This window comes from Paenibacillus cucumis (ex Kampfer et al. 2016), assembly GCF_019748695.1.
Lineage (GTDB): Bacteria > Bacillota > Bacilli > Paenibacillales > Paenibacillaceae > Paenibacillus > Paenibacillus polysaccharolyticus.
In genome coordinates this window covers 127,308-142,224 of record NZ_JACLIC010000002.1, presented here as the reverse complement: position 1 = coordinate 142,224, position 14,917 = coordinate 127,308, and the positions used below count along the sequence as shown (strand labels likewise).

At 49.0% G+C, this 14,917-nt stretch carries 14 protein-coding genes; 5 read left to right on the top strand and 9 right to left on the bottom strand.

Features of this window, described 5'->3' with window-relative positions; all coding sequences use genetic code 11:
- Positions 1-17: 17 nt before the first annotated feature.
- From H7T88_RS00655 to H7T88_RS28575, 6 genes are all read right to left on the bottom strand, one after another.
- Complete coding sequence (locus H7T88_RS00655; protein ID WP_221786457.1) at positions 18-1,121, bottom strand: acetyl-CoA carboxylase carboxyltransferase subunit alpha; 1,104 nt, start codon at positions 1,119-1,121, stop codon at positions 18-20.
- Complete coding sequence (gene accD / locus H7T88_RS00650) at positions 1,122-2,015, bottom strand: acetyl-CoA carboxylase, carboxyltransferase subunit beta (RefSeq protein WP_123064194.1); 894 nt, start codon at positions 2,013-2,015, stop codon at positions 1,122-1,124.
- Between the two features lie 339 nt (positions 2,016-2,354).
- The gene (locus H7T88_RS00645; protein ID WP_090920220.1) at positions 2,355-2,543 is read right to left on the bottom strand and encodes a glutamate decarboxylase; all 189 of its coding nucleotides are present in this window, start codon (positions 2,541-2,543) and stop codon (positions 2,355-2,357) included.
- A 282-nt stretch (positions 2,544-2,825) separates the two neighbouring features.
- Entirely contained in the window at positions 2,826-3,317 is a 492-nt protein-coding gene (locus tag H7T88_RS00640) for a phosphatidylglycerophosphatase A family protein (protein ID WP_090920516.1), read from the bottom strand.
- A gap of 275 nt (positions 3,318-3,592) precedes the next feature.
- Complete coding sequence (locus H7T88_RS00635; protein WP_221786456.1) at positions 3,593-3,850, bottom strand: hypothetical protein; 258 nt, start codon at positions 3,848-3,850, stop codon at positions 3,593-3,595.
- Positions 3,825-7,922: a DNA polymerase III subunit alpha gene (locus H7T88_RS28575; protein ID WP_260510638.1), complete on the bottom strand. Its 4,098-nt coding sequence runs from the start codon at positions 7,920-7,922 to the stop codon at positions 3,825-3,827. Before H7T88_RS28575 ends, H7T88_RS00635 begins: the two co-directional genes overlap by 26 nt.
- Before the next feature lie 291 nt (positions 7,923-8,213).
- Between H7T88_RS28575 and H7T88_RS00620 the strand changes: the two genes are divergently transcribed.
- The 3 genes from H7T88_RS00620 (at position 8,214) to H7T88_RS00610 (ending at position 9,465) form a co-directional block, all read left to right on the top strand.
- A complete protein-coding gene (locus tag H7T88_RS00620) occupies positions 8,214-8,543 on the top strand; it encodes a YtrH family sporulation protein (protein ID WP_090920214.1) in 330 nt (109 codons plus the stop codon).
- 20 nt (positions 8,544-8,563) lie between these two features.
- A complete protein-coding gene (locus H7T88_RS00615; protein WP_154958185.1) occupies positions 8,564-9,052 on the top strand; it encodes a sporulation membrane protein YtrI in 489 nt (162 codons plus the stop codon).
- Between the two features lie 92 nt (positions 9,053-9,144).
- Positions 9,145-9,465 carry a YtpI family protein gene (locus tag H7T88_RS00610; RefSeq protein ID WP_090920209.1) on the top strand — a complete coding sequence of 107 codons (321 nt, stop codon included), beginning with the start codon at positions 9,145-9,147 and terminating at the stop codon, positions 9,463-9,465.
- Between the two features lie 287 nt (positions 9,466-9,752).
- Here H7T88_RS00610 and H7T88_RS00605 read toward each other — a convergent pair whose 3' ends face one another.
- The 3 genes from H7T88_RS00605 to H7T88_RS00595 all read right to left on the bottom strand — a co-directional run bounded on the left by H7T88_RS00605 (position 9,753) and on the right by H7T88_RS00595 (position 12,050).
- Positions 9,753-11,087 carry a DRTGG domain-containing protein gene (locus H7T88_RS00605; RefSeq protein WP_090920206.1) on the bottom strand — a complete coding sequence of 445 codons (1,335 nt, stop codon included), beginning with the start codon at positions 11,085-11,087 and terminating at the stop codon, positions 9,753-9,755.
- Positions 11,088-11,295: 208 nt separating this feature from the next.
- Positions 11,296-11,580: a hypothetical protein gene (locus tag H7T88_RS00600; protein WP_090920203.1), complete on the bottom strand. Its 285-nt coding sequence runs from the start codon at positions 11,578-11,580 to the stop codon at positions 11,296-11,298.
- A 122-nt stretch (positions 11,581-11,702) separates the two neighbouring features.
- Positions 11,703-12,050, bottom strand: a complete 348-nt coding sequence (locus tag H7T88_RS00595) for a YlbF/YmcA family competence regulator (protein WP_090920200.1) — start codon at positions 12,048-12,050, stop codon at positions 11,703-11,705.
- Between the two features lie 233 nt (positions 12,051-12,283).
- Here H7T88_RS00595 and H7T88_RS00590 point away from each other — a divergent pair, with 233 nt between their 5' ends.
- Both H7T88_RS00590 and H7T88_RS00585 read left to right on the top strand, forming a co-directional pair.
- Positions 12,284-13,651 carry a YheC/YheD family endospore coat-associated protein gene (locus H7T88_RS00590; RefSeq protein WP_090920197.1) on the top strand — a complete coding sequence of 456 codons (1,368 nt, stop codon included), beginning with the start codon at positions 12,284-12,286 and terminating at the stop codon, positions 13,649-13,651.
- A 30-nt stretch (positions 13,652-13,681) separates the two neighbouring features.
- Entirely contained in the window at positions 13,682-14,872 is a 1,191-nt protein-coding gene (locus tag H7T88_RS00585) for a YheC/YheD family endospore coat-associated protein (protein ID WP_221786455.1), read from the top strand.
- Positions 14,873-14,917: the final 45 nt, after the last annotated feature.

Genomic DNA, 14,917 nt, shown 5'->3' with positions numbered 1-14,917 from the left:
ATAGGAAATTCGTCACATCATTCTGCATTTCCCGACAAATTTTTCACAGGTTCTGCTTCTAGCGGCTGTTCCGATGCTTCCACTTGGACAGATTCTGCTCCGGTTTGTGGGTCTACTTCACCTGTAGACTCTCTTTCTTTAGTAGGTTCTACCGCAGAGGCTGGTGCTTCAAAGGTTACTGAGCCGATTTTCCGGAATTTCTCGTAGCGATCCTGCTTTAATTGCTCCGCACTCCATCCTTTCATCTCTTCCAGATGACGAACAAGAGCTTCGGAGATCGCTGTTGCAGCTGTATCATAATCCTGGTGAGCTCCGCCGCGCGGTTCAGGGATAATCTCTTCGATCACTTCCATCTCGAGCAGGTCTTTCGCCGTAATTTTCATCGCTTCAGCGGCCTGATCTGCTTTGGATGCATCCTTCCATAGAATCGATGCCGCACCATTAGGAGAAATTGCAGAATAGATGGCATGCTCGAGCATGAGCACACGGTTACCTACAGCCATAGCTAGAGCACCGCCGCTTCCACCTTCGCCGATGACAACAACAATAACAGGAACCGAGAGTTTAGCCATCTCCAGCAAATTACGAGCAATCGCTTCCGATTGACCTCTCTCTTCTGCAGTATTACCCGGATACGCTCCTTTAGTATCAACAAACGTAATAATCGGGCGACCAAATTTGTCAGCCTGCTTCATCAAGCGAAGTCCTTTACGGAAACCTTCCGGGTGAGCACTTCCAAAAAAGCGGGCGATGTTGTCCTTCGTATCCTTTCCACGCTGTTGGCCAAGTACCGTTACGGTTTGTCCATTCAGCTTGGCGAGTCCACCAACAACCGCAAGGTCGTCACCAAACATACGGTCACCATGCAGTTCGGTAAAATCAGTAAAAATGAGCTGAATCAGATCCAGTGCTGTTGGACGCTGCTGGTGACGAGCCAAATGCATCTTCTGAGCCGGTGTTATGCTGGTGTAAATCTCTTCTTCAAGTCTATGATAACGTTCTTCGAGACGGGCTATTTCTTCGGTAAAATCAATCCCTTTTTCCTGCCCAAACTGAACGAGTTCTTCAATTTTTTTGCGCATCTCAATCAGAGGCGCTTCATATGGCAAACTACCCGCCATTTAGACCCCTCCCTTTTCACTGTGCATATCGAGAAGCTTGCCAAGGGTTGCCCGAAGTTCTTTCCGGTGAACAACCATGTCCAGTTGACCATGCTGTAGGTTGAATTCTGCGGTCTGGAAATCATCCGGCAGCTTCTGACGGATCGTTTGCTCAATTACTATTCTGCCTGCAAAACCAAATACAGCGCCAGGTTCAGCGATAATAATATCGCCAAGGCTCGCGAAACTAGCCGATACCCCGCCGGTTGTCGGATCGGTGATCACCGAAATATAGAGCCCGCCTTGCTCGTCCAAACGAGCTAAAGCCGCACTTGTTTTAGCCATCTGCATCAGACTCAGAATACTCTCCTGCATCCGTGCACCGCCTGAAGTAGAGAAAATAATTAAAGGAAGCTTCTTCTCAATGGCATGTTCAACAGCACGGGTAATTTTCTCTCCGACTACAGAGCCCATACTGCCTGTGAAGAAATCAAAGCTCATTACAGCAACAACAACAGGAAGACCTTCAATGGTCCCTTCTCCTGTTATAACGGCTTCCTTCAAACCCGATTTCAGACGCTGCTGCTCCAGCTTACTGCTGTACCCCGGGAATCCGAGTGGATCAACCGAAACCATATCGGCATCATGCTCAACAAAACCTTCTTCATCCAGTACCATTGCAATACGTTCCATAGCGTTAAGACGCATATGGTAGCCGCAGGCAGGACATACTTTCAGGTTTTTCTCCAGTTCCTTGCTATATTGAATGGTGCCGCATTTGCTGCACTTGTTCATAAGCCCTTCAGGTATTTCACGTTTTGGGCGCTCGACGGCTTCTTGACGTTCACCTGGAATTGCACGCTCGGAAGGTATGGTAGCGTACTTCCGTTTCTTTTGGAATATATCTTTGAACACAACTACACCTCTCCAGCCAATAATTTGATGGCCGCAGGCCACAGTCCGCTGTAACAATCAGCTTGATCTGCATGCTGCGGTGAACCGCTTACGCTTATAACTCATGCTAAGACTTATACCTTACTAGCATTCAGAACAAAATTCCTCCGATACAAGGCAAACCTCAACGGCTACTCTCCGCACAATTGAGGTTACCTGCTATAACCGATTAACAAAAAAAGAAGGAAGGACAGTAGCATTATACTCATGCAAGTCGATTCCTCTTTCCGCTTCCGCGGTCAGTCCCTTATGTACCAGTGGTACTTTTTGTTATCTGCCAAGGCACTTCAATATCGAGAATCAAGAATGCAGAATGGAATTCAACACTTCCTGAACCTCTTCCAATTCCCCAGAAGGGACGCGAATCTCATATTGTTGCTTGGATAAACTGATGGGACGGGTCTGTACCAGAAAACCTTCTTCCGAAAGCTTGGTCTTGATCTTGTCCGCAACCTTTGCTGTCGGCGCAATGTAAATCACCGTCCACATGCCATGTCCGCCCCCTAAGCTAATGTTCAGAGCCCGTATATTGGACTAATGATACCATACCTCCGTTTTTTTCTGCAAGGAAGGGTTGAAGACCTTTCAGGAGAAAATCGGATGATTCGGGACATTGCCCCCTGCTTGGCAAGCCAAATGGTCATAGTCATGTGATATAATTCGCTGACTTTTCCTAAGAGGCAAAAACCTTACAGGGCAGCCATAGCCGCCCTTAATCCTATTGGACAGATTGAGATGGTAACCACAGGTTTCTGTTGGTATTAATAGATCTTACAGGTCTGAAAGGTATTTCTTGGCTTTAATATTCTTGTGTGCAATCCGTGCGGAGGCGGCTGCAGCAAGACCTGCAACCAGATCATCCAGGAACACGTGAACGGCCGATTTTTGTTCATTCAAATCATGAATCACACCTATTTTTTCCTTGTCCAGATAGCCAAAACTGGTTAAACCAATCATGCCATACACATGTGTTATCCCTAAAGCCAGAGTCTCGTCCACTCCATAGAGTGACTCATCCGCTTCCATTATCGCTTGCAGCGGTTGGGGTAGAAGCTTTTTTTCAGCCAGTTCGTCAAGCGCAATGCCAGTGTACAGTGTGTACTGTACCTCTCTTTTTTGCAAAACGGATTTTACGCTGGTTACACAGTCGTCCATGGTCAATTCCGGGTGGTACCCTTTCTGCAAACGATATACAATCTCTGCGATAGCATCAATGTGTACACCTCGCCGGGCCAGCATAGCTTCCGCGATCTCATATGACATATCTCGACCTCCCGCATCAATCCTCCGAGAACTTCCAGGTTCTTCGGTGTTCTCAAGTGTATGCAGTGAACTTCCAAAATGTTCATAAATTGTGCGAATGTACAAGCTCAAGCTGACATTACGCCATACCGATCTTCTGTTAGCTAGCATGTGCAAGTACAGCTGGCGTTTATTGGCTAAAATTTCAAAGAGGGTATTTCCCTCATCATTCTATTCATAGAGAGAGCCTTGTAATTCAGGACGGAGATCATGGTAAACGGAGCAGACACAATTCCTCATAAAATAGAATTTCCCGGCGTATTTTGCTGTTTTTCACCGGAATAACCGTTCTCGTGATCATTACCACTGGCAATGTGTACATTCGCGCAAAGACTTCTGGTGAACGATAACACTGAGCCGAAGGGATACATCATTGACGGAACTTTTACAAAAAAAGGATGCCCACCGTTCTTGATCTTGCAAACGGTGGACATCCCCCGCTGAAGGTGGTGAAAACCTGCTTCAGCTTTATTTGATTTTGACTGTCCCTTCACCAAGCATTTTCTCCATTTCGGAGAACAGTGCCGGTGAAGGTTTGATCCGGTAGGCGTCGCTCAAGGCGAGCAGCTTCTGCTGCTGCTCGTAGAAAAGTACGGTCGCTACCGGGCCAGGATGCTGCTGGAGCAACTCTTTGAGGCGCGTCAGCAACTCGGGCTTCTCGGCCTGCGGGGTGAGCTTCACGAACACCCGCTGCTCGGCCCCACGCGGCGCGCGGCCCTGCTCCGCCGCGCTCGCCGCAGGCGTCGCACTGCCCGCGCGTGCGCTGGCTGCGGCGCCTGTGCCTGCCTCGCTGCGCTGCGCTGCGGCTCCAGCGCCCGCCGGGCGCTGCGGCGAAGCCGCCTGCGCCGGGCGCGAAGCGCTGCCGCTGCCGGGCTTGCCGCGGCGGTCGCGGCTGCGCAGCTGCTGTTCCAGTGCCGCCGGTGTCAGCGGCGACACTTCCTCGGCCAGCAGCTTAAAGCCCTCGTCCTGCTGCTGCACCTTGGCACGCACGACGAGCAGTTCACCTTTCCCGACATGTTGCTGGCTTCGCCGCCATACCTCGGGAAAGAGAACCACTTCGCAGCGTTCGACTTGGTCTTCCAGCTCCATGAACGCCATGGCCTTGCCCTGTTTCGTCGTAATCGACTTCACGGACACCACCATACCTGCGGCGACGGCCATCGTATCGTCAGCCGCTTCCGTCAATTCCATGATCCGGTCAGCCCCACTCGATGCGAGCACATCTTCGTAGTCATCCAGTGGATGACCGGACAGATACAGACCAAGCAATTCACGTTCCAGTTCCAGCTGCTGACTTGCCGAGAACGGCGGAATTTCCGGATATTCAATCTCCCAGTTTGGTGTCTCCACAAAGTCAAACAGCTGAATCTGCAAGTCCTCACGTTCTTTACGCCATTTCAGAGCCGCTTCAACGGTCTCGTCTAACATTGCCAGCAGTTGCGCACGATGTCCTGGCAAGCTGTCAAATGCTCCGGCCTGAATCAGCGATTCAATGACACGTTTGTTGCACACTCTCAGATCAACACGGCGACAAAAATCGAGCAGACTGTCGAACGGTTTTTCCTGTCTGACTGCCATAATGCTTTCCATCGCTTGTGTGCCTACATTTTTCACTGCAGCCAGCCCGAAACGAATGGCTCCAGAAGACCATATCGTTACTACTCCACTATCCTTATTGCTTAATTCTGATGCCTTCTCCTGAATCCGTCCATGCGCATGATCGGGATTCTGGTTGTGCGTCACATCCTCAGACTGAGCATGCTCGGCACCCTGCATCCTATCATGATCCCGCATTTCCTGCTGATCATGAACCTGTTCCGATCCAAGCACAGTGTCCGATACAGATATTCTCACCAGACCCGGGTCTAACTTACGGCCCGACTCTTTCGAATCTGACTTAGCAGATACAGCCTGCCAACCTTCGTTGTATCCACTTCTCTCCATTTCCGTTAAGTGTTCGTTATCGTCCGGCATAGGCCCAGGATCATCCGGTAACGGCACCTCTCCGTAATCCCCATGTTCCTCATAGTTATCATAAGAAGCATCTTCGCGGGCTTCGGGAGCTTCACTCGTTACCCTTGATTCATCCATCTCCTTCACAGCAGACGAAGCAAAAACAGGTGTGAATAAAATGCCACTTTCATTTACATCTGGCGGGAGCACATTAATCTGCATGTGACGGCATTCCACTACATACTCTGCAACCTTACGATGGCTCCCCATAACAGCGGTTAACATGGAAGCCATGAAATGCACGGGATAGTGCGCCTTCAAGTAAGCCGTTTGGAATGCAAGCACACCATACGCTGCCGCGTGAGCACGTGGAAAGCCATAGTTGGCAAATTTGACAATCATATCGTAAACGAGGTCTGCTTCTGCTTCGCTATATCCCTGTTTCAGACTGCCCTGAACAAAGTGGCCTCGTTCCAGATCGAGCACTTCCCGTTTTTTCTTGGAAACAGCTCGGCGAAGCAAATCCGCTTCTCCCAATGAAAAGCCCGCCATACGGGATGCAATCTGCATGATCTGCTCCTGATAGACAATGATGCCGTACGTATCTTTCAGAATCGACTCCAGATCATCATGTGGATATTCCACTTCAATCTGACCATGCTTACCCTGAATGTATTTGGAGATAAACTCCATCGGACCTGGACGGTACAACGCCAATACGGAGATAATATCTTCGAACACACTCGGCTTCATTTCCTTCAACACACGACGTACTCCGGCAGATTCCAGCTGAAATATACCCATCGTATCGCCGCGTCCCAGCATCTCATACGTAAGTGGGTCGTCGTCAGCAATCCGTGTAAAATCAGGAACTTCCGCACGCTCCCCAATCCAGCGCAGACAACGTTCTATAATGGAGAGGGTTCGTAAGCCGAGAAAATCCATCTTAAGCAGCCCTATCGATTCCAGATTTTCCATGGAATACTGTGTCAGGGCTGTTCCTTCGCTTCCTTCCTGCAATGGAACGGCATCCGTCAGCGGATCTCGTGAGATGACGACACCCGCAGCATGCGTGGAAGCATGACGAGGCATTCCTTCCACCTTCATTGCCATATCGAGCAGCTCACGTGTCTTGGGTTTCGTCTCATACAACGCCTTCAGCTCCGGCGTAGCTTCCATTGCTCGTTCAATGTTAATGCCGAGCTGTGCAGGAATCAGTTTCGCAGCCTTGTCCACTTCGCCATATGGCACATTCAGCGCCCGCCCAACATCACGGACTGCAGCCCGGGCTGCCATGGTTCCAAACGTAATAATCTGGGCAACATGGGCTTTGCCGTATTTCTGTGCCACATAATCAATGACCTCATCACGACGTTCATCACTGAAATCGATATCGATATCGGGCATGGATATCCGCTCTGGATTAAGAAAACGCTCGAAGAGCAGGTTATATTTCATCGGATCGACATCCGTAATACGAAGTGTATAAGCCACCAGGCTTCCTGCCGATGAACCCCGACCCGGTCCGGTGACAATTCCCTGCTTGTGCGCATAAGCGATGAAATCCCACACGATCAGGAAATAATCCGAGAATCCCATGCTGTCAATAACCCGCAACTCATAGTCCAGCCGTTGCTCCAGCTCTGTACGAAGCGCCGTATCGTTCCACCGATCGGAGTCTGCATACCGGGCATTCATACCCTCTTCACACAACTGACGAAGATATGCAGACGGACTCAAACCTTCAGGGAGCGGACGGTATTCCGGTAAAATGGATTTGCCAAATTCCAGCTCCAGTTCGCAAGAATCGGCGATGCGGACTGTATTAGCGATGGCCTCCGGCACATGGGGGAACAGACGAGCCATCTGCTCGCCGCTCTTCAAATACAATTGGTTCGTTCCGATCCGCAAACGAGTCTCATCCTCTACCGTTTTACCTGTCCCGATACAGATCAGGACATCCTGCAGTTCTGCATCCTCTTCGGACAGATAATGAGCATCATTCGTTGCCACAAGCTGGATTTCCAATTCAGCAGCGAGTTTGATCAGCTGCGGATTGACTCTTTTTTGCTCAGCCAGTCCGTGATCCTGTAGTTCCAGATAAAAGTCGGAGCCAAAGATATTTTTGTAACGTAGCGCGGCACGGCGCGCCTCTTCTTCACGCCCATGCAACAGATGCTGAGGAACTTCGCCGCCGAGACAAGCGCTGAGACAGATAATTCCTTCATGATGTGCCGCCAAACTCTCCATGTCGATACGCGGTTTATAGTGGAAACCCTCCAGATGTCCAATGGAACACAGCTTCATCAGGTTCCGATAACCGGTCATATTTTTCGCCAGCAAAATCAAATGATAGATCGGTTGATCCTTCCGGCTTCCCCGTTCTTTGCGAGAACCTGCCGTCATATATGCTTCACAGCCGATAATCGGTTTGATTCCCCGCTGGGCGCAGGCTTTATAAAATGGGATAGCCCCATACATGACGCCATGATCGGTCAGCGCAAGTGTCGTCATCCCCAGATCTGCGGCTTTATCCACGAGATCCGGAATACGCGCAGCGCCGTCCAGCAAACTATATTCACTGTGAACATGCAAATGCACAAAAGAACTCATGTCTTTTTACTTCCTTTCCCCGCTTACAGTGGCAGCTCCCATCATTGATGCTGTGTGCCGCCGTAGTGTACTTTATAATGCGCAAAATCCGAATCGTCGAAATCCGCGTAAATATGCACTTATATGAATGTTACCGTTAAAATTGAATTCTCTATCTAAAATAAAAGAGTTTATTATTCTATTTTATCATAACGTCAGGGGGCTCGCCCATACAATAGAAGTACAAGCTGCTCCCCTGTTGTACAAACCTAAAACAGGCGGGATGCTGCTGGTCTGAAAGGGGTGTTGTGGGTGAGCACTTTTTTATCCAAAGCCATTCTTGATTTCTTTATTGCATTCGGGATCGTGCTGGGCGGCGCGATGATTGGAGGTATAGGTGCGGTCATTTCTCTTCAGCCTCCCACACAAACCATGCTCGATATTTCTGGCAAAATAAAAATCTGGGCACTCGCTGCCGCTGTGGGTGGTACGATCGATCCGATGCGAGTCATTGAGAGTAATTTTCTGGATGGCAACCTGTCACCAGCAGTGAAACAAATCCTATACCTGATCTCAGCCTTTATGGGGGCACATATGGGAACGGAACTGGTGAAATGGGTGTGCGGCGGAGGTCGGGGTTAGATGACCCGTGATGACCCTGTATGAGACTTCCCCCCTTCTCCCGCTACCGCCCGTTGATGCGTATGACTGCCGTATTTGTACTCGGAATGATCGTTGGATGTGTTGTGTATAACGGCGTGTTTCATCTCAGTTACAACAAACTGTGGCTAAACAATCAGGAGCTGCAACTTCAACTACACCAGAACGAGGAGGATATAAAAACGCTGAAAAAATACAGCAAGCGCCAAACGGTGATCAAAGAGATCAAAGTTCGCGCCGAAGAATCCGATAAAGGCCCTGACGAGGCCTCACTAAAACTAATGTTACAGAAACTCGGGGATGAGCTTGAAGTTTTGCGTGGAAGAGATGTGTATAACATCGACGAATATAGCAAAATGACACGCATCATGCTTAACCAGAAAATATATAAAGTCAGGGAAAAAGAATATTCCGTTCAGGTCAAAACGATGCTTGTCATGGAGGGCGTTTTACAAGTCTGGGTACAGATCCGCATTCACGTTCCAGCATAATCTCCGAAAAATGCAAAAAACTGCCCTGGTCTGCATGGTCACATGCTACAATAAGGGCAGTCTATGTTTTTCAAAAAAGGAGTTGCTTCTGCGTGTTGATCGAAGTATTCAAGTATATCCTGATCGCCCTCTTCGCCATCGCTATGATCTGTTCTGCCATGAACAGCATTCGTTCACGCCGGACAACTGACCAACATGTTGCCGGTTTGTATCGCTCCTGGACGAATATCTGGATGGGCTGCATGCTTATCATTCTCGCACTGATCTTGATGTTTGTTTTTACCGGTTCTACGTTATCTGTCATTGTGGAAGCGCTTTTCCTGATCATGGGAGCTTACAATGTGTTTGCTGGTCTCCGTAATCGCAGTTACTACGCCAGACTTAAACAGCATTCCAGCAATACAACCGCTTAGGGTTAAACATTGCACATTCCGAAGCGTTTCGCTACAAGTCAGGTTTGGACAACATATCAGCAAAAAAAAGAGAGCACTCCCGAACAATCTTGAGGTGAATCGAGTAAGCCGTATGCACTTTGCTGCATTGCTGTGATCTGTACATGCTGATCCGTACATATCAAAGTGCACATGCCGCATAGCAGAATCCATGGCTCACGTCTTCCCCTGACGGGCAACCGCTCTCTTTTTATGTGCCTGGATATGTTTCCAGACAATCGCTTTCGATTACGTATTATGCATTTATTCTAAGCATGGTCTATGGACTGCAACGTCATGACTGCCTTGCACACCACACTGCCCTCACGGGTAATGACAATATCCATTTTGCATGTCCTGCGGCTCGTTTCCAGAATCATGGGACGCACCATAATCTGATCCTCAATCTGCACCGGGCGGACAAAATAAGTCGTTACGTTATCGACCACATGGTCATTACCTGTGACGTCCCACGCTGCTCTTCGGGCAGCTTGTGTCATAACATTCAGTAACACACCTTCCGAGATCGTCCCCAAATCCGTGGCCATCTGGGGAATAATGAAGCCGTGGAACAAAAGTTCGTTCTGTTCCCCACGTTCTTCTGCGAATCCGTTCCAGATCAGATGATCAAAGGTCTCGCCAAGCTGGGGTTGCTTCTGCGCATCACGCATGGCTTGCAGTACTTCCTTACGTGTAACGGAAGCAATAAGCTTACGATTACGATCAACGATAGGCAGGAAATCAATGCCTTCCCAGGTCATTATCTGCGCAGCAGAAGCAAGGGAGGTCTGTAACGATGCTGTAATCGGACGGCGAACGACACACTTTTCAATGCTTTGATCCGGTTGCAGTTCACTGACATCCTTCAGACTCACAATACCGATGACCCGGTTCCATTCATCTACAACCGGAAAGCGGTGCTCCCCTGTCTCAGACACCAGCGAATGGAAATCCGCGGCCGAACTCGTTACTTTGAGCACTTGCAGACGTGGTTTCTGGCCGATAATATCCTCCACCAGCATGATTTTTTTCTTGATCAGCCTGTCAAAGATCGCACGGTTAATCATAGAGGCCACGGTAAAGGTATCATGTCTGGAGGAGATAATCGGCAATCCCAGTTCATCTGCCATAATTCTTACATCCCTGCTTGTACCAAAGCCACCCGTAATCAATACGCCAGCTCCTTGTTCCAATGCCAAAGAATGAGCATCTTCCCTGTTACCGACAATAAGCAGACTGCCAGCATCGATGTACCGCGCCATCGCCTGCTCCTTCATCGCACCAATCACATACTTGTGCAATGGCTTGGCTAGTCCTTCATTACCTCCAAGCACATGCCCCTCCACAATCGTGACCACGTCGGCAAAGGTCAGTTGCTCCGACATGCCCCGAGGTCTTTTTTCGATCCGCACCGTTCCGATTCTCTCTTTCGTCACGACCAGTCCGAAGTTCTCCGCCTCTTTAACGGCACGATAAGCGGTTCCCTCACTTACCCCCAGTTCACGTGCAAGCCCGCGCACCGAGATTTTGCTGCCCACCTTCAATTGTTCAATATGCTGTAGAAGCTGTTCATGCTTCGTGACGTTTTCTTCTTGTCCGTCCAACTGTACCACCCCCGAGGTTGCATCTGTACTATACTGTATCTATTATAACACGACCTTAGGAAAATAACCCCCATCTGACATAGAGTCCTGACCTGCAAAAAACTTCTCAATGTTATCCTGCATGGTCTGATCCTATATACTTTGCTTGAAAACACAAATAAGACCGAAACCCCACACACTTCAGGATTCCGGTCTATCTAAAACTCATTTATACGGATTCGCTACGCTCCTGCTTGTCCAGCAGTTTCATCTCCCACTGCCGTAACTTCGCCCGGCGTACAGCCTCCAGCGCACGTTTCTTCTCCTCATCTACGCCAAGAATGAAATGCAGGTGTGCGCCTACAATTAACAGCGAGAACAGCACCCACACGATACCGAAAATATTAACCCAGTCCATTCCGCCAGCAAAGGAAATGCGCGGAAGCGCGATAACCAGCATTGACAATGCAATCAGCAGATAGATGACATGTTTTGTTTTTTTCAACCTCTTCACTATTCACAGCTCCTTCGTTCCATATATAGCTAGTCTATGAACGGTTCAGAGGGAATATGAGAGGATCAGAGAAAAAAACAGACAAGTGTATCTTATTGAGCTTATAGCTTATAGCTTATAGCTTAAGCTTCTGCTCCGCCGTACAGATGAGCGAGGCTGTCTGCAATAATTTTGTTTACATCCTCGATAATTACACTAAGGCGACGCTCTGCATCAAACAGGCGGCGGATGTTCAGGTTCAGACTCAATACTTCAAAGAGTTTCTCCATCTTTTCCATCTCATCCGGTGCTGGCATATCTCCACTCATCATGCGTTGTTGCAATTCCATCTGTTGGTTACGGAAGTTGTCCAGCATCGCTTTAGCCTCTGGATCAGCTTCAATCAATTTCATCGCAGAGGTAATCTCCTCAACCTCGCTACTTTCTCTTAGTGCTTTTGCCAAATCATTGGCTTTGTCATAAATATTCATTATAATTCCTCCTCTAAATTGGTTGTTCATCCGTGTAAGAACACGCATTCTATGCTCTCAAATAAAGGTTCTGGATCAGGCCGCCCAAAAACGCCCCAAATCAAACACATTTAAATCCGGCTGGGTCAATCACCAAGGGGTATATGTCCTCATATGATGAAGCACATGCCATGTTCAGATGCCGTTCAACTTCAAGATCAGACATCAAGCTGCCGCCCGGAAGGAGATCCGTGATGTCCACTAAAAAAGTAACGATACAGGTTACCGGCTCGGGCATCCTGCAGGACGACGTCATCATGCTGGGCGAAGGGGTTCTCAAAGCACTCAAGATTCCTTCGGGAAGACCTCTTCAACTGCAATTCGGTTCGTACCGCCGTGAAGTTACAGTTATTCCGGTTCCCCGGTATGACGGATTAAGACTCAATCAGACGGTAGCCAGCAAAACCGGCCTTGTACCCCGTTCAGTCCTGAGGGTATCTTACCGTGCTTCCAGCCATACGCTTCGCCTGGGACCCTACATCAGCGTTATGGTCAGCCAGGATTACCCCGATCAACCTGATCGGCCCTTTGGCTCGATTACGATGTTCTGCCAGGAATTAGTGCATGCCTGCCGAAAGCAGGGCGCCTATGTATCCTTTTTCACACCGGAGGACATCGGAGCAGTAACTGGTTACATGCAAGGCTGGGTATATGATGACGGCTGGAAAAAGACCGTTCTGCCTGTGGCAGATGTGGTCAATAACCGGCTGACGTCCCGCAAACTCGAGAACAAACCTAGCGTACAGCATTTTATGAAAGAAGTAAAATCGCTATACGGTACACACACCTTTAACGAAAAGTTCTTGGACAAAAATGAGGTGTTTGACGCACTTAAGTCGATTCCGACACTCAAACGGGTGCTGCCCGAGTCCCATTTACTCAAAACATCAGCGACTCTCAAAGCAATGTGCCAACGTTATCCGGTCATCTTTCTGAAGCCGGTTCGTGGTTCACTGGGCAAAGGCATTATCCGGGTCTCCCGTCAGCCAGAAGGAGGATATCTAACTCTGGCGACAAGTGTCGGAGGTACCCGCAAACAATCTTATGCTTCTCTGGATAAACTCTATGCCAGTATGTCCGGAAAAATGAAAACAACGCGTTATCAGATTCAGCAGGGACTGACCTTGATTGACAACAGCGGCAGGCCTGTTGATTTCCGCGCACTCGTACAGAAAAACAAGACAGGAAAGTGGAGTGTAACTTCCATCGTTGCCCGTATTGCAGGGGGCAGTCATTACGTCTCCAATCTGGCGAGAGGCGGAAGCCTCAGTACCGTCAAAGAAGCCGTAGCCAAAACGCAGCTGTCCAGTTCTGCCAAAGCCTCGGCCTATGCCGGACTGCATACAGCAGCACTCGATATCGCCAAAGGGATTGAGAGTGCGATCCCCGCCCATTTTGGTGAGCTAGGTATCGATCTCGCGCTAGATACAAGTGGACGCGTATGGCTACTTGAGGTGAATTCGAAACCATCCAAAAACGATAATACCCCGCTGAGCGAGAGCAAAATCCGCCCGTCGGTCAAAGCCATGCTTGAATACTCCACATATCTTGCCGGATTCTGAAGTTTGATCTCATGAAGGAGGTGCAGCAACATGTTTACATCGCCGCAAAACAATACCATGGCTATACTCGTCCGTGAAGCAGAAGGCTCACCTCCTTTTGCAGATGAACGCTTCTGCCGCAGGCTTTGCGTGGAAAGTTTCAGGTACGGGTTACGAATTATCGTCATCCCGATTCCTGCCCAATATACCGAAGGCATTCTTCAGAGAGCATACACTTATCATCAAAAGAAATGGAAAGCTATTCGTATGCCTATGATCGATCTGGTGATGAACCGATGCCTGAATCCACTTTCCAGAAATACCAGGCAGCAGTTGGAACAATATCTACCTCATACCTCCAGTCTTCGTCAGCGTTCTTGGTCAAGTGCACTTCCTGGCAAATGGGAAGTTCATCGTGCTCTATCGAAGTCAACCACCCTTCGAGGACTACTTGCTCCAACCACTCGGGTTAGGTCGACTATTCCCTGGGAAATATGGCTTGCCCGCTGGCCCAAAGGTTTATTTTTCAAACCCGCCTCAGGAACTCATGGCAAAAACACCTTCCGCTTATCCACAGGAGAATTGCCATTCCCCTGGATTGTGGAGGGTCGTAATAGAGGCAACGAACACTATGTCAAGTCATTTTATCAAGCAACGGATGTATCTTCCTGGCTGGAATCACATCAGGCTGTACAAAACATGATTGTGCAGCCTTATCTGGAGCTTAGCCATCACGGAAGAGCATTTGATATAAGGGCACTGGTACAAAAAAACGGGCAAGGGCGCTGGACGCTGACGGGTTGTATGATTCGGGAAGGAGCTGAAGGCTCTCTGACCTCGAATCTTCACGGCGGGGGTAACGCTTATCCTGCTGATGCATACCTTACAGAGCGATATGGCAAAGACAAATCTTCATCGTTGTTGCTACAGATCAAACATGCTGCCTCTCTCATTCCTTCGACGCTGGAGAGCCGTTTCGGCCGACTCGCGGAACTTGGTCTTGATTTTGGAGCTGATGTAGATGGCAGGCTGTGGTTGATTGAAGTAAATTCAAAACCAGGCCGCGCCTCATTTGCGGAATCAGATGACAAACACATGCATGCCCTGACGTATACACAACCACTTGCTTATGCCCGTTATCTGCTGCAACAACATGTTCTCGCGGACGTCTCACGTCCAATGAAAATGCCGAATTCATCCAGCAAAGCTGGCCTGAAACGCATCCCGATTCCAGGTAGCTGAGGCCTGTAATGCCTGCTTGCCATGGAGCACAAGGATCTTTTTCAG